Below are 15,181 nucleotides of genomic sequence, written 5' to 3'. Positions count from 1 at the left end.
TTACTCTTTTGTTTATTTCTTGTTAAGGTTCAGTTCTTTTGCAATCGCGCCCAGCACACCGTTGATGAAGGAATAATCATCCTCGTTTGCGTACTGTTTTGCAAGCTCGACTGCTTCGTTGATGGAGACGTTGGTCGGAACATCGTCCATATATTTCAGCTCATATACGGCAACACGCAAAATCGACAGCGAAACTTTGGAAATTCTGGAAAGCTTCCAGTTTTTCAGCTTGGATTCGATCAGCTGGTCGATCTCATCGAGATGCTCAATGGTTCCTTTTGCCAGCTTGAGCGTAAAGTCGTTGACCTGAAGGTCTCTTGTTTCGGTTGCGCCCTGGATAATTTCGTCAAGATCCATATCAGTGAATGTTTTTTCAAACAGCAGGCAGAAAGCCTCCTGACGGGATTCGTGTCTTGTCATAAAAATTCGTCCTTTCCGGCTTCATGCCGGCGGCACAAAACCTACTGTGTTTTTTTGTCAAACAACGATTATAACGTGCTGTATTACTGCTGTACTGGTGCAGTTTCCGGGAATACAATTCCTGCAACATGAACATTTACCTTGGAAACGGTGATTCCAGTCATGTTCTGAACGGCATCCTTGACAGCTTTCTGCAGAGTTTCTGCTACTGCTGGGATATTTGCACCATATTTAAGGTTTACGCTGATATCGATGACTGCAACATCATCGTTTAAGCTAATCTGAATCGGTTTTCCGATGCTTCCCTTTTTCAGGAAATTTTTAATTGGCGCATAGGTATCTGCCAGAGAAACCACACCGTCAATTTCTTCTGCCGCAAAGTTGGAGATGGTTGCCAGAACATCCTGGGAAATTTTCAGGCTGCCGCTTGGCTGTTTATTATTCTCAACGTTCATGTAATATTCCTCCTGTCATAAAATGGAAGCGGGAAAAAACCATTATTCTGGCTTTTCCAGAGCAACCAGAATTGCTTGATGGGAAAAACTACACTTCCCGCATATCTATTCACGAAACATTATATCACATTCTTACCGCTTTTCCAATAGGTTTCATAATATTTAAAATTTTGTTTTCTTTTATCCTGATTGGGACTGTTTTTCCCTGAAAACAAGCCGTATGCTTTTCCGCACAATTTCACCATGCAAAAACACAGGAGCAGCCTTCTGCCGCTCCTGCCAGTCATTACATCACTGTTTTGAGTGCTCTTCCTTCCCATTCCTTTTCCGGTGAAACTCCCATCAGGGAAGCCACCGTCGGCGCAATGTCCAGAAGGCTGATATTATCCATCTGCGCCCCTTGGGCAAAACCATCTCCCCAGAAAAACATCGGAATGGTCATATCCTCAGCACAATCGGTTCCATGGGTCCGGTCGTGACCTCCATGATCGGCTGTGACGATAATGTTATAATGTTCGGACGCTATCTGAAAAACCTTCTTCACACAATCGATAGCATTTGCTGTCTGTGCCAGATATTCCTTGCTCATCCAACCATGGTCATGGCCGCCTTTGTCATCTGTCTCCACCATGTAGAGATACAGAAAATCAGGTTCTTTCCTTTTGAGCAATTCTAGCATCTGCATGGTAAGAACAGCATCTGTGTTTTCTTCCGAATAGGCATCCAGATAAAAGGTATATTTCATGGTTTCGGAACTCCACACATGCCGCATTGTTTCCCAGTTATAAAAGGCCGCATTCACCTTTCCCGCATTGGCTAAAACCTCCGCGATTCCTTTAACCGGTCTGACCGGCGGAACATAGGTGTTGGTCAAAATACCGTGTCTCATCGGCGGGACTCCATAAAAGATGGAGGTATGACACGGGAGCGTCACCGATGGCATCACAGAACTTCCTGTCAAAGTATAGCTGAATTTCTGCATCATCTGCTCCACAAACGGATGACCGCACTGCAAAAATCCGTCCGGACGCATCCCATCAATGGAAATCAAAATCACCTTGTTTTTCACAACACTTCCCCCTTCAAAAGTCTCGCCTATTTCAGCAGATTGCCGTAAGCGCGATATTCTTTTCCGTCCACCTGAACCGTTCCATCAGAAAACAAAGATACCGTCTTGTTGCTTCCGTCCTTTTTGGTGATACGGAAGCGCTCTTCCTCTACACGATTGCGGTCACGATACAAAGCCGGCTTAAAGTTTACGCTGGAAAACCAGTCTACAACATCCTTTTTGGCATAATTGGACATCTCCTGCGGAAGCTGTTTTCCCGATACCTCTACCGAAGAAATATCCCCTTCTCTGAGATTTTCTGCCCAATCCAGGTTCTGGTCATTTCCCTGTACAAACACAAATCGGCTGCCTAACACTACCATCAGGAACACTACCGACAGCAGGGTCAGTCCTCTTTTCTGGATTGGTGCAAACAGATCCATAAAACGCTTTTTCAGACGCTGAGCGCTGGAAGAAAAATAGGACACCAAAACGGTCTGACGAACCTTTTTGCGCTGAAGCAGACATTTTGCCGTATTCAGCAATGCCTGTGCATACTCTCCAACAAAATCTGCTGTTTTTCCCGCAACAACGCTCTGATCGCAGGCACTTTCCAGATCTTCGGTCGCGCGGCGGGTCATCAGATGAACCACCGGATTAAACCAATGTACCGAAGCAGTAGCGAGCATCAGCATGCGGTACCACGCATCGTGGCGTCGATGGTGCATCAGTTCATGGCGGAAGACCATCGAAAGCATCTGCTCTTCCATCATGCAATCCGGTACCACTACCTTTGGATGGAAAAAACCAATCAGCATCGGTCCGGATGCCTCGGAGGAAATCCACAGGCGAATCGGATCATAGATTCCCAACTGATATTTTACCTCATAAAACTGATTGCGGATCACTCTCTCCTCTTCCTGACTTAAAGAAGAGGTTTTGGTTCCACGCAGCAGCTTGCGTTCAAACAGACTATAGGCAATCAGGTGGATTGCAAAAAACAAAATCACTCCTACAAGCCATACTATCGCCATCATCTGAATCAGCGAAATCAGCTGACCCGGTTCTGCACTCTCCAGAATCGGGCGCGGGTCACTTTTTAATCGATACGGTGTAATCAGTCGAAATGCTGTCAGCCGAAATCCCATCTGAAATGGGAACAACAGCCGCAGCGCAAAGATCATCCACAAAAAGGTACGGCACCTAGGCGCATATTTTCCCAATCGCTTTGGCATGAACATCAAAAAGAAAAACAGGAAAAATGAAACTGCCATCGACACTTCTAAAACAGAAGTAAAAATATATTCAAACATCGGATCCCTCCTTAGTCAGCTTCCCGGTCAAAGATTTCTCTTTATATTAGTGACGAGATAGCAGCCTGTTTGTTACCAGCTTTTTTAGGATTTTTCTGTTTTTCTTCATTCTTGACAAGTTTTTTGCATTTTATTCTCTTCTTTTTATATAAAAAAGAAGAGAATCAGAAATTCTGATTCTCTCTTTTCTTTCGTTCTATGATATTTTTCTATCCTACATAATCGATCAGTGCATCGGCAATTGCATTTGCTGTTTGATACATCGAATCCGGCGAACACAGCTCATCATATTCAACCGGATTGCTGATGAATCCCATCTCTACCAGCATGGATGGACACAACGGGTTTCGTGTTACATAGAAATTTCCATAGATAACGCTGCGGGCATCGCGGTCATTATATTCTGTGATCTTTTCCAGCATGTCATCCGCAAGCAGTTTGGAGTTGTTTTCATAGTAATAAATTTCCGTTCCGGAAGGTTTGAGACCGTTTGCGCTTGCATCAATACTGTTGCAGTGCAGGGAGATGTAGAAGTCCGCCTCGTTTTCTCTTGCCATCTCCACGCGGTCGGTCATTTCCACCTTCTGGGAATTGTCCTGATCAGGCTGTACTGCCAAAATCACTTCTGCACCCAGACTTTCCAGTCTGTTTTTCAATACCAGTGCATGCGCCATGTTGATGTCCTTTTCAACCGGACCATTGCCATACAGAACACCCTGTGCGCCGCCATCCAAACCACCGTGACCTGGGTCAACCACAATGGTCATATCGCTTAACGGTTTTGCAGAAGAGCCTTCCTCCGCTTTTGGATTAAAGAATATTGTTGTTTTTCCTTTGCCGTCAAAGCTGATATCATAGCCAACGGTGTCTGCACCATCTTTTTTATTGAGTTCTATTGTGGTGTCTCCGCTTGAGGTAGTAACCTTCATCGAGGAGAACAGCTCGCTGTCCAACTTCTGTGCCTTCACTCCGCTGGTGTTATAGAACTTGATGGTAATTTTTTCGCTTGTATTGTACGCTTTAAAAACAGGAGATGCGGTTCCTTCCAGAATCAAATATTCCCCGTTATCTCCTGATTGATAGGAGGTCTGGGAAACCTTGTTTTTCCATTCGGCGTCCCCTTTGAGGATATCTACATAGGACTTGTTGATCCAACTGCCCATGCTCAGTTTAAAGTAGTCACCCTCTGCATCGACGATGCTGTCCACTGCGCCGCGGCTGACCAGAGAAACATGGTTTGCACCGCTGGAGGCTTCCTCATACAGTACTGCTGCATTTTGGTTTACCTTTGCAAGCAGGTGCGCGCCTTTTCCCAGTACATACAGGCTGCCGTCCGAGGTTGCAGAAGTAGTTTTTCCTTCAAAGGTCAGTTTAAATTTGATCTGACCTAAGTTTTCCACCTCTCCGTCTTCTACCTCCGGCAATGTGATAGTCTTGGAATAATATGCTTCCACACCGGTGGTTGCAATCGCTTCCTGTTCCAGCGTATAGGTCTTGCCGCCCAGTGTTGCTGTAACCTTTCCATTTGCCGGAGCAGTGCAACGGATGCGGTATTCCTCACCAGAATTTGCAACATCGTCCGAAGATGGATTGAGGCGCTTGAGATCTGTAATGGTGGAAATTCCGCCCGATGTTGCAGCCTTGGTGCGGGTGATAGTCACCGTCTGGGTATCATCTCCATTTTGGAAAGTAAAGGTATTATCTCCCATCTCCAGCGGAGCATAGATTCCAAAAGAACCATAAATACCGCGATCCTCCACCTCTTCCCCATTACAGGTCAGCGGATAATCCGGGTCTGAGGAACCGGTGATATAATAGTTCTCCGCCGTTGTGGAAGTATCCTTGGAAGGGTTTGCCAGTTTTAATGTATAATCTGTATCCAGCGTAAAGCCGGTATCGAGCACCGCGCTTTTATCCTGATAATCCTGAGCAGAAACGGTCAGGGACGGGGTCATGGTCAGCATGCTCACTGCCATGGTGATTGAAATTGCACTTAACAGTTTGTTTTTCATCAAAAATCACATCCTTCTTGATTTCATATTTGTCGTAATTGTATTTATTGTAGCACAAACAACCGATAGAATAAAGTGTCTTTTTGTTATTTTTTGTAGAAAAAACTGGAAAAGCGGACAGGAAAAATCCTGTCCGCTTTTTAAAAGTCCTGTTATTTTACGTCCTTGATTGCCTGTTTGCTCAGGGTAAAGCCGCGTCCTTTTACTTCGTTGATTTCGCTTGCAACTACAAAAGCCTGTGGATCAATCTGAAGAATCAGATCATTGAGCACAGAAAGCTGGCGGTTGGAAATAACCGTCATAACAACCGGCTGTTCGGTCTTTTTCAAGCCGGTCATTGCATGGATGAGGGTGGAACCGCGGTCGATCTTCTGATGGATCATCTGGTTGATCTCCTCATATTTCGGGCTGACAACCATAACCTGAGTCTGTTTCTGGCCCATAATCAGAATCTTATCCATAACAATGCTGGTCAGTAGTACGACCAAGATACCATAGAGCACCTGCTCAGTGGAGGAATACAGCGCCTGAATCAGCAGCAATGCAGTATCACCAACATAAATCATAACCGGAATCGAGAGTCCAAACAGTTTATTCAGAATGATTGGCGGAATATCCATACCGCCTGTGGAGCCGCCCACCTTGATTACCAGACCGATACCGGCGCCCATCAAAAGTCCCGCATAAATGGCTGCCATCAGTTTATCATCGGTCAGATTCATCAAAAACGGAATTTTTCCAAACAGAGCAAAAAAGGTCGGATAAACCACGGTGCTGAAAATAATGGTTGCTGCAAAGGCTTTTCCCATAACCAAAGCGCCCAGAATAAACAAAACTACATCGGCAACATAGACGCCAATATCAACCGAGATACCGAAAAAGTGCTGCAAAATCAGCGCAACACCGGTAACGCCGCCAGAAATTAACCCGTTTGGCACAACAAAAATAGCAGTACCCAGCGCCAGAATTGCATTTCCCAAAAGCATGAACAAAATCATTTTGACCTTTTTTTCCATAAAATAATGCCTTCCCTTCCAAAAATCTATGTATGATCGAGAACACCTCTGCTGCTGCAAGACAAAATCCATTTTCGCAATACACGGAAAAAGGCTTATCCTGCAATGACATATTGCTCAAAAAACCATTTGATAGTATAGCATTCTGAACAGTTCAGAGCAAGCCAGTCTGATAAAGTGCAAAAACAAAACAGCTGCTTTTGAGTAAAATCCACAAAATTCACAAAATCTTACAAGAAAGTGCAAATTTCTTATTCTGATTCCTTTTTTATCCTTTGTTAGGGGGCCACTTTTTGAAAAAAGGATTTTCCAAACTATATAATAAAAGTACACAATTCATTCATCATTTTCTGATAATATTTTTCTAACAAATATTATGCTTCGAGGAAGGGGTCTCTCTTATGCAATGGCTTACAAAACTAATGTACGGGCGCTATGGTACAGATGCGCTCGGCTTTTTTATGTTGATTCTTGTTCTGATTCTGGATGTTATCTTTACCTTTACCGGTTGGGATATCCTGTATCTCTTTTCCTTCCTGCTTGCTGTATGGTGTATCTGGCGTATCTTTTCCAGAAACATCAGCCGCCGGTACGCAGAAAACCAAAAATTTATGCAGGTATTTTCTCCGGTGCAGAACATGATTGTTTCCAAAATCTCCGGGGCAAGAGACCTGAAAACACATCGGCATTTTCGCTGTCCATCCTGCAAACAGAAAATTCGTGTTCCACGCGGAAGAGGAAAAATCCAGATTACCTGTCCAAAATGCGGACAGGAGTTTATCAAAAAATCTTAAGAGCAGATTATCTTTTTCTCCGATATTTTGGTAAAATGAAATTTCTGTCGTTATCCATTCTTTTTTAACTTAAAAAGATCTCCTTAACTTCGCCTATCGAAACTTTCCATATTATCTTAAACAAAAAGTTCAGGACATATCCTGAACTTTTTGTTTATTTGTGTTTGAAAAATCCTTCACTTTGCGGTATACTGATATTATTAAGAATTTTTTAAGGAGGTTTGTCCCATGCTCACCCGCAAAAAAGTCAAGGATCTTTTGCTCGACGGCGTCTTTTTCCTGTTTGGAAGTTTTTTGTTCGCCATTTCCATCGACACCTTCACCGCACCGAACCAGATCGCTGCCGGTGGTTTGACCGGTGTCGCCACCATGTTTAATCATCTGTTTGGCGTCCCCATCGGTACTGCCAACCTGTTGATGAACGTTCCTTTGCTGATCTGGGCTTATGTTGAAATGGGTTACCAAATCATCATCAAAACGGTGATTGCGACCCTGATTTCCTCGGCAATGATCGATGTCATGGTTCCCTATCTTCCACAGTATCAGGGTGACCCGCTGATTACCATTGTATTTGGCGGATGCCTTGCCGGATTGGGATTAGCGCTCATTTTGATGCGCGGCGGAACAACCGGCGGTACAGAACTTGCAGCAAACCTCCTCGCCCTGCACATTCGCGGGCTCTCTTTAGGCAAGTTTATCATGATCATCGACCTTGTTATCGTTGTTTCTTCTGCTGTTGTTTATCAGGACTACGAAAGCCCATTATATGCAATTCTGGTTATCTATATTACTTCCAAGGTAATCGATACTGTTTTATATGGTACGGACAGTGGAACGGGCAAGATGATGTTTATTATCTCACCGAAAAATAACGAGATTGCCCAGCGTATCATGGATGATCTGGAACGCGGCGTTACCGAATTAAAATCCCGCGGTGCATACAGTGGACGGGAAGGCACTGTACTGATGTGTGCTGTCGGCCGTCAGGAAGTCCACAAGACCTATGATATCATCCATGAACTCGACCCGGACGCTTTTATCGTTGTGGATGATGTCGGCGAAATCACCGGACTTGGTTTCCGTGATTTTCACCAGTACCGCCAAAAAGGCAAAAAGGATAAAAACAAAGATAAAAAGTAAATTACAGACAAAAAGGAGCGTGCATTCTACACGCTCCTTTTTTAATCTATTTTGAGAAAAATCGACATATTATGCTATTTCTGGCACATCTGCAGCAGCTGTTCTTCGGTCAGGATGGTAATTCCAAGCTCGTCTGCTTTGGTAAGCTTGGAGCCTGCCTCCTCACCCGCTACTACATAATCAGTCTTTTTGGAAACCGAAGAGGATACCTTTCCGCCCAGCGATTCGATCAGTTCCTTTGCCTCATTGCGCTTTAAGGTAGGCAAAGTTCCTGTCAGAACAAAGGTTTTCCCTTCGAAGGTATCGCCTGTTTTTACCTTTGTGCTTTCCATGTTGACGCCGGCTTTTGCAAGGCGTTCAATCTGCACCCGGTTTCTTTCTTCCAAAAAGAAGCTGACAATGTTCTGTGCGACCACTTCTCCGAATCCATCCAGTGCAGTGAGCTGCTCCAAAGTTGCCCAGGATAGTTTTTCCATACTGCCAAACGCCGATGCAAGCTCGGCTGCGGTCTTTTCACCGACTTCCGGAATACCCAGTGCGAAAATCACCTTGGAAAGGTCATTCTGTTTGGATTTTTCCAGTGCGTTCATCAGATTGGATGCACTCTTTTTGCCCATACGCTCCAAGGATGCAATCTGTTCTTCGGTAAGGTCGTACAGGTCTGCTGGAGAATGAACCCAGCCGGCATTGACCAGTCCTTCCAGAACCGCAGGCCCCATTCCGTCGATATCCATCGCATTTCGAGAAGCAAAGTGAATCAGGTTTCTCATCAGCTGTGCCGGACACTCGATGTTCGGACAGTAGATTGCAGCTTCACCTTCTTCCCTTACTACTTTTGTATGGCAAGATGGGCAGTACTCTGGCAGCTGGTAGGTCGGATTGCCGCAGTGTTCTGCAACAGCAACCACTTCCGGAATGATGTCCCCTGCTTTGCGGACGATGATTTTGTCGCCGACTGCGATCTGTTTTTCATCGATAAAGTCCTGATTGTGCAGCACTGCACGGCTGACAGTCGTTCCCGCCAGCTGAATCGGTTCAAAGACAGCAGTTGGGGTCAGTGCTCCGGTTCTTCCGACCTTAACTTCAACATCCAAGAGTGTCGTGATCTTTTCTTCCGGCGGATATTTAAATGCCACTGCCCACTTCGGGAATTTTGCAGTAGCTCCCAGCATTTCCCTCTGCGCCAGGCTGTCAACCTTTACTACTGCTCCGTCGATATCAAAGCTGTACTCTCCGCGGCGCTGACCGATGGCACGAATCTCCTCGATTGCTTTTTCAATGGTGTCCACTGCAAGGTAGGATGGGGAAACTTGGAATCCCAGTTCCTTTAACAGATCCAGCGATTCCTTGTGACCGCTTACCTGCACACCTTCGATCTGCTGAAGGTTAAAGACAAAGATATCAAGTCCTCTTTGTGCAGTGATTTTGGGATTTTTCTGGCGAAGCGAGCCCGCTGCCGCATTTCTTGGATTTTTAAACGGTTTTTCTTCCTTTAATTCCTGCTGTGCGACCACCTTTTCAAAGCTTGCTACCGGCATATATACCTCACCACGCACCTCGACAAACGGGATATCGCGCTTGAGTCTGAGCGGCACCGAGCGGATGGTGCGGATATTTTCGGTAACATCTTCGCCGACAAAACCGTCACCGCGGGTGGAACCACGAACCAGCACACCGTCCCGATATTCCAGCGACACCGAAAGTCCATCAATCTTTGGCTCAACCACATAAATCGGGTCAGAAACAACCTCCCGGACGCGGCGGTCAAAATCCACGACCTCCTCATCAGAAAAGACGTCCTGCAAAGAGCCCATCTGAACAACATGCTCCACCTGCTCAAAGCTGTTGGACGCTCTGCCGCCAACACGGTGAGTCGGAGAATCCGGAGTCAGCAGTTCCGGATATTCTTCCTCAATATCAATCAGCTGATGCATCAGCTTGTCAAACTCATAGTCACTGATTGCCGGATCATCTTTTTCATAGTAAAGTTCACTGTAATAGTTGATCTGTTCCCTCAGCTTTTGTGCAAGCTCTCTGGCAGTTATCAAATCCATTTTCTGTTCACGTCCTTATTTCAAACTTTTTGATCATCCGTTTCTTTTTATTATAACAATTCCCCACCGGCTTTACAAGAAACCGGCGGGGAAAAACTTTTAGCTGATTGGGTAGGTCAGGGTCTTGGGTTCCGTTCGCATTGAATCCACCTCAAAGACAGCTTCTCCCATTTGATTGGTGGTAATTTCAACCTGTTCCATAGTAAATTTACCATATGCAAAGGCGGAAAATCCTGCTTCCTGATTCAGCAATACCTTACCCGAAAAATCCATAACCAGAATATATACAGGTGTGCTTTCTGAAGAGAGTGTTCCATCTTCCTCTATGATTTCACGTCCCCAGTTGTTCCTGCGGTATGCTGCAACCAGTCTTTGGTTTTTCTCGTCTATATCCAATCCAACAATCCGATATTCCGGTATTGTTTCTCCTTCAAACTCGATGGTTCCATAGTCAAACTGCGGCTGCTGTTCACATTTCTCTCCGGTGGCAATTTCGTAGAAGGTAATCGTACCCATCCGTTCCATACCGTACCGTTCATTGTCCAGAAAAAACAGATGGTCTGTCTTTTCTCCCGAATAAAGATACTGAATTTCTCCATCCGGATGCACCAGAAGAAAATCGCAGGCCTGCGGTCCTTCAAACATCTGATATTCGTTTGCTGTATATACCGCAATTGTTCCATCCGGACTTTCGGCTATTTTTGTCTGAAGCATCTCAGCAGTATAGTGGTATTCGGTTTCTTGCTTGTCCTCATACGGAAAATAGTGCACCGCCATACAGTCAATCGAAAAATCAAGACTTTTGTTTTCAGCATTCCAGGAAACGCTTGCCGGTGCAATATCCAAATCTGGATTGCTGATATCCGGTTCATCTGGATGAAGCAGTTCATAAAGTCCTCTTTCCAATGCAGGATTTTCGCTTGTCAGGGTAAATTCTTTTGTGATGTCGGGAAGGGTCAGGCAAAAATCTTCCAGTCCCAGCTGGTATTCCAGTAAAAATTCCTCATTCTGGGATAACACATACCAGTCATCGACAAGATACCGGTCATCATTCCATACATTCTCCTGCTGTTTTGCTGTTTGATAGACCTGCTCATCAACCAGAACCGTCACTTCTTCGCGGTGAGCCTCTTGATATTTCGATTTTGGCATCTGTACAGTAAATTTTACTGTACCATCCTCCGACCGCAGGTTTTCGATTGACAAATCATACAGTGGGATTGAATTTTTCCTGTTTGCATCTCCCTGTCCGATCTTCTTCCCTGCCTGATCAAACTGCTGCCACTCAAGCGTGTAAATATACTCCCCAGCATAAAAATGCTTTTTACACTGGTACAGGATGATATAGCCATCTTCATACGCACACTCACCCAAAATCCAGTGGGAAAGCTCCGGCTCTTCAAAGGCAAGTTTGGGTTTCTCCTCCGAAATCAGATGAGGTTCTCCGGTCTGATCCTCCGATTCTGCCACTTTTTCCGAAGCAGAAGTGATTTCCTGTTTTTCGAGCTGTTCCTGCTGCATCAGCGGCTGGCCACTCTCTCCCGGAATTGGGGTATTTGGCGGCACCTGACTGCACCCTGACAACAGCAGACTCAGTATACAGACAACGAACATTCTGCGTTTCATAAGCGTCCCCCTCCCCTCTTATTATTACCAGTGTAGCACTGTTTCAGAGATTTGTAAACGCTTTCCCTACGTTATTTTTGCGCAGGTGAAGTTGTCTGATACAGCTCATAAAACGCTTTTCTTTGTTCCATCAGTTGTTCAAAGGTTCCGCACTCCTGAAGGCTTCCATCCTGCATGAGCAAAATTTCATCATACTGCTGCATGATCTTTTCATTGAGTTTATGGGTCACCATTACAATCATCATGTTCTGCTGTGACAACAGATTTTGTTCCACCTGTACTGCTGTTTTGTTATCCAGTGCGGAGGTGATCTCGTCCAAAATCAGCATCTTTGGATGTCTGAGGAGTGCTCTTACCAGTCCAATACGCTGCGCTTCCCCTCCGGAGCAGGAATATTTTTCTCCCAGCACTTCGTCAAGTCCATTTGGCAATGACTGCACCCAGTCCACAAGACAGCACTGTTTTAAAACTTCAGTCAGCTCCTGCTCAGAAAAATCCTCTCCCAGCGTAATATTTTCCCGCACACTGGTCTGGAAAACATGGATATCCTGTGGAACATAGACGATGTCCTGTTCTGGGGTAAAGCTGCAAGGATAATAAATTTCCCCGTCATCTTTGTGATAACAACCCGCAAGCAGTTTTGCCAGGGTGGATTTTCCGCTTCCGGATTCCCCGACAAGCGCATATTTTTTCTTCGGGAAAAAGCTCTTTGTAACATGCTGCAGCCCCTTATCCCGTCCTGGATAGGAAAAGCTAAGCTCCTGACACTGTAAACTGTCCTGCTCCCCTTTTACCATTGACTCATCTGGGCGGTAACAAAGGATTGCCTGACATTTTTCCGCAATCGGCTTTACCGACTTAATCTGGGATAACAGTGCCGGAACCTGTTCCAATGGTGCAACCACACCGCCGGACAACTGGGTGATTGAGAGTATCAATCCGGCACTCATCTTTCCGGCAATGACCAGAAATCCTCCGGTAACCAGCGTCAGAATATTCATCGCATAGCTGCACAGAATGGAGATCCAGGTTGCAAAATACATCTTGCTGCTGTTCTTTCTGCCACTTTCCTCGGTCTGTACATTGATTTTCTGATGCTGCTTTTCAAAGTAATCAAAGCGATGACAATTCTTGATGGTCAAAAATCCATCCAGAATATCCTTCACCCGGGCGATATATTGTCCGCGATAAACGGAATATTCCTCTTGCTGTCTGCTCAGACCCTTACCCAAAATCTGCGGAATCAAAAGGGAAATCAGGCCGATCACAATCAAAATCACAGTAATGATCGGACTTAGTGCAGACACTGCCAAAAAAGAAACAACAAAGCTCCACACCACACGGTACACCATCAGTTTTGCTTCAAAGTAGTCCTGTGCCAGCACACCGACGTCGTTATTGAGTATCGACAGATAGCTGCCTTCATTTTCTTTGCAAAAATGCTGATAGTCAAACGAAAGAATGGAACGGTACAAATCTTCTTTTAAGTTGATTTTTACCGATGCTAGTATCCTAAATTTTGTCTGGTTGACTGCTGCTAATCCCAGTGCATCCAAAACGCCCCACAAAATACAGCCCAGAGATGCCCGGACAAAAGCAGGAAGATCCCCGCTCAGTGCGGTATCAATCACCGGCTGAAAGGAGAGCGCAAACAGAATGGATGCCATGCAGGAAAGCGGTACAAAAACAAGGTACAGCCCATAGGTCCACTTTTTCTTTCTGAAATAATGATTCATTTTTTCTCTTCTCTCTCTTTGGATTTCCACATCGCAAGCGCTATTATACCACACCAAAAGAAAAAACGCACCCGGTTGGATGCGTTTTTTATCTTTGGATCATAATACCTTATCAGGTCATTATGCCTGCCAGAAACGATCGGACAGTTCTTTTTGATCCGGCGGACATACAATATAACCTACACTGACTTTGTTTCCCGTTGCTTCGTACATTTTCCGGGCCAGCTCCTCACCAAATGCCCCGCACACTTCAATTGCGCCAAAGCCCTGCTCTGCAAGTTCTTTTGCCATCTGGACTGCCTGCTCCGGGGAATTTACAGTGATCATGTGGGTCTCGACCTCCTCGGTCTCAAACACAGCATAGTCTCGCTTGGTATCGTACTGTGCATCCATCATCATCATTGCAAATTTCTTCTTGGACTTCATCAAAATCACCTTTCTGTTTGTGTCTTTTTTTCATTATATCATATAAAGTCATTTCCTTCCACAAAAAACTTGTGGAAATTTATAATTCATGGTATAGTCATTAGGAAATGAACTCCCAAAGAAATGGAGGAAGATTATCTTGAAGAAATTATTTGGACTTGCTCTTGCTTCTGCAGTTGCCGGACTGTGTGTGGCTGCCGTAAAAAAAGACAAAACAAAACAACAGGCTCCTGCACTGGAACTGCCGATTGTTCCTTCCAAACCGGACCACAGCAAAAAAGCCATTTTGGTTGTGAGCTTTGGTACAAGCTATGAGGAAACCCGAGAAAAAACAATCGGTGCCATTGAAGAAGATTTTCGCCGCGCGTTTCCTGACTTTGAAGTGCGCCGTGCCTTCACCAGCGGTATGATCATCCGCAAATTAAAAGAGCGCGACGGCATCGAAATCGATTCGGTCAAACAGGCACTGCAAAAACTGTTTGACGAAGGATTTGGCACCGTTATCTGTCAGCCGACCCATGTGATGAACGGATTTGAGTTTGACGATGTCCGCAAAGAGGTAGACTCCTGGAAAGGACGTTTTGCAAATATTGTCTGCGGCTGGCCGCTGCTCACCTCATTTGAGGATTATCCAAAGGTTACCCGTGCACTGCGGGAAGAATTTTCCGATATTCAGCCGGATACTGCTCTGGTCCTGATGGGTCACGGCACCGAACATCCTGCAAATGCAACCTACCCAGCTTTGGACTACCGCCTGAAAGCAGAAGGCTGCAAGAACTTCTTTATCGGTACTGTGGAAGGCTATCCGGATCTGGAAACTGTCAAGAAGGAAGTAGAAGCCATCCATGCCAAAAAGGTGGTTCTGGCTCCGCTGATGGTGGTTGCCGGTGACCACGCTATCAATGATATGAGCGGCGACGATGATTCCTGGCAGCAGGTATTTGAAGCTGCCGGATATGAAACTCAGGTTGTATTAAAGGGTCTGGGAGAATATCCATCCATCCGCAAAATTTATCTGGAACACTGTGTGGACTGCATGCAGAAACTGTCCGGTGAGATCTCTCTGTAAAGAAAAGAGGAAATATTTTTGCAGGAATAATTCCTTTTTGTGCAAAAATATGCTATCCTTAAGGTAAGGTAG

The 15,181-nt window shown here is 45.2% G+C and carries 13 protein-coding genes; 3 read left to right on the top strand and 10 right to left on the bottom strand.

Annotation, left to right across the window (positions count from 1 at the left end; all coding sequences use genetic code 11):
• Positions 1-12 precede the first annotated feature (12 nt).
• From nusB to BQ5375_RS09720, 6 genes are all read right to left on the bottom strand, one after another.
• Entirely contained in the window at positions 13-420 is a 408-nt protein-coding gene (gene nusB / locus BQ5375_RS09745; RefSeq protein WP_022132275.1) for a transcription antitermination factor NusB, read from the bottom strand.
• Positions 421-503: 83 nt separating this feature from the next.
• The gene (locus BQ5375_RS09740) at positions 504-875 is read right to left on the bottom strand and encodes an Asp23/Gls24 family envelope stress response protein (RefSeq protein ID WP_022132274.1); all 372 of its coding nucleotides are present in this window, start codon (positions 873-875) and stop codon (positions 504-506) included.
• A 286-nt stretch (positions 876-1,161) separates the two neighbouring features.
• A complete protein-coding gene (locus BQ5375_RS09735) occupies positions 1,162-1,944 on the bottom strand; it encodes an alkaline phosphatase family protein (RefSeq protein ID WP_022132273.1) in 783 nt (260 codons plus the stop codon).
• A gap of 26 nt (positions 1,945-1,970) precedes the next feature.
• Positions 1,971-3,236 (bottom strand): M56 family metallopeptidase, encoded by a 1,266-nt coding sequence (locus tag BQ5375_RS09730; protein WP_076917791.1) that lies wholly within the window; start codon positions 3,234-3,236, stop codon positions 1,971-1,973.
• Positions 3,237-3,445: 209 nt separating this feature from the next.
• Positions 3,446-5,248 (bottom strand): N-acetylmuramoyl-L-alanine amidase family protein, encoded by a 1,803-nt coding sequence (locus BQ5375_RS09725; RefSeq protein WP_076917790.1) that lies wholly within the window; start codon positions 5,246-5,248, stop codon positions 3,446-3,448.
• Between the two features lie 152 nt (positions 5,249-5,400).
• A complete protein-coding gene (locus tag BQ5375_RS09720; protein ID WP_076917789.1) occupies positions 5,401-6,264 on the bottom strand; it encodes a YitT family protein in 864 nt (287 codons plus the stop codon).
• A gap of 401 nt (positions 6,265-6,665) precedes the next feature.
• On the opposite strand from BQ5375_RS09720, the gene BQ5375_RS09715 reads away from it, so the two are divergent.
• Together BQ5375_RS09715 and BQ5375_RS09710 are read left to right on the top strand one after the other, a co-directional pair.
• The gene (locus BQ5375_RS09715; RefSeq protein ID WP_022132213.1) at positions 6,666-7,058 is read left to right on the top strand and encodes a TFIIB-type zinc ribbon-containing protein; all 393 of its coding nucleotides are present in this window, start codon (positions 6,666-6,668) and stop codon (positions 7,056-7,058) included.
• 228 nt (positions 7,059-7,286) lie between these two features.
• Complete coding sequence (locus BQ5375_RS09710) at positions 7,287-8,198, top strand: YitT family protein (protein WP_022132212.1); 912 nt, start codon at positions 7,287-7,289, stop codon at positions 8,196-8,198.
• Positions 8,199-8,272: 74 nt separating this feature from the next.
• Here BQ5375_RS09710 and ligA read toward each other — a convergent pair whose 3' ends face one another.
• The 4 genes from ligA to BQ5375_RS09690 all read right to left on the bottom strand — a co-directional run bounded on the left by ligA (position 8,273) and on the right by BQ5375_RS09690 (position 14,040).
• Positions 8,273-10,252, bottom strand: coding sequence for an NAD-dependent DNA ligase LigA (gene ligA, locus BQ5375_RS09705; protein ID WP_022132211.1), 1,980 nt, complete (start codon positions 10,250-10,252; stop codon positions 8,273-8,275).
• Between the two features lie 99 nt (positions 10,253-10,351).
• Positions 10,352-11,878, bottom strand: a complete 1,527-nt coding sequence (locus tag BQ5375_RS09700) for a hypothetical protein (protein ID WP_076917788.1) — start codon at positions 11,876-11,878, stop codon at positions 10,352-10,354.
• A gap of 71 nt (positions 11,879-11,949) precedes the next feature.
• On the bottom strand, positions 11,950-13,614 hold the full coding sequence (locus BQ5375_RS09695) for an ABC transporter ATP-binding protein (RefSeq protein ID WP_076917787.1): 1,665 nt from the start codon (positions 13,612-13,614) through the stop codon (positions 11,950-11,952).
• 120 nt (positions 13,615-13,734) lie between these two features.
• A complete protein-coding gene (locus tag BQ5375_RS09690; protein WP_076917786.1) occupies positions 13,735-14,040 on the bottom strand; it encodes a DUF6506 family protein in 306 nt (101 codons plus the stop codon).
• Positions 14,041-14,179: 139 nt separating this feature from the next.
• Between BQ5375_RS09690 and BQ5375_RS09685 the strand changes: the two genes are divergently transcribed.
• Complete coding sequence (locus tag BQ5375_RS09685; RefSeq protein WP_235849995.1) at positions 14,180-15,109, top strand: sirohydrochlorin cobaltochelatase; 930 nt, start codon at positions 14,180-14,182, stop codon at positions 15,107-15,109.
• Positions 15,110-15,181 lie beyond the last annotated feature (72 nt).

The organism is Negativibacillus massiliensis (genome assembly GCF_900148495.1).
Classification (GTDB): domain Bacteria; phylum Bacillota; class Clostridia; order Oscillospirales; family Ruminococcaceae; genus Negativibacillus; species Negativibacillus massiliensis.
Note: the sequence above shows the minus strand (reverse complement) of the source record. Positions and strands in the feature narration are given on the sequence as shown.

Excerpts from the sequence above, each read along its gene's own strand:
- nusB (WP_022132275.1), bottom strand. The coding sequence starts at position 420 with ATGACAAGACACGAATCCCGTCAGGAGGCTTTCTGCCTGCTGTTTGAA.
- BQ5375_RS09740 (WP_022132274.1), bottom strand. The coding sequence starts at position 875 with ATGAACGTTGAGAATAATAAACAGCCAAGCGGCAGCCTGAAAATTTCC.
- BQ5375_RS09730 (WP_076917791.1), bottom strand. The coding sequence starts at position 3,236 with ATGTTTGAATATATTTTTACTTCTGTTTTAGAAGTGTCGATGGCAGTT.
- BQ5375_RS09725 (WP_076917790.1), bottom strand. The coding sequence starts at position 5,248 with ATGAAAAACAAACTGTTAAGTGCAATTTCAATCACCATGGCAGTGAGC.
- BQ5375_RS09720 (WP_076917789.1), bottom strand. The coding sequence starts at position 6,264 with ATGGAAAAAAAGGTCAAAATGATTTTGTTCATGCTTTTGGGAAATGCA.
- BQ5375_RS09715 (WP_022132213.1), top strand. The coding sequence starts at position 6,666 with ATGCAATGGCTTACAAAACTAATGTACGGGCGCTATGGTACAGATGCG.
- BQ5375_RS09710 (WP_022132212.1), top strand. The coding sequence starts at position 7,287 with ATGCTCACCCGCAAAAAAGTCAAGGATCTTTTGCTCGACGGCGTCTTT.
- ligA (WP_022132211.1), bottom strand. The coding sequence starts at position 10,252 with ATGGATTTGATAACTGCCAGAGAGCTTGCACAAAAGCTGAGGGAACAG.
- BQ5375_RS09700 (WP_076917788.1), bottom strand. The coding sequence starts at position 11,878 with ATGAAACGCAGAATGTTCGTTGTCTGTATACTGAGTCTGCTGTTGTCA.
- BQ5375_RS09695 (WP_076917787.1), bottom strand. The coding sequence starts at position 13,614 with ATGAATCATTATTTCAGAAAGAAAAAGTGGACCTATGGGCTGTACCTT.
- BQ5375_RS09690 (WP_076917786.1), bottom strand. The coding sequence starts at position 14,040 with ATGAAGTCCAAGAAGAAATTTGCAATGATGATGATGGATGCACAGTAC.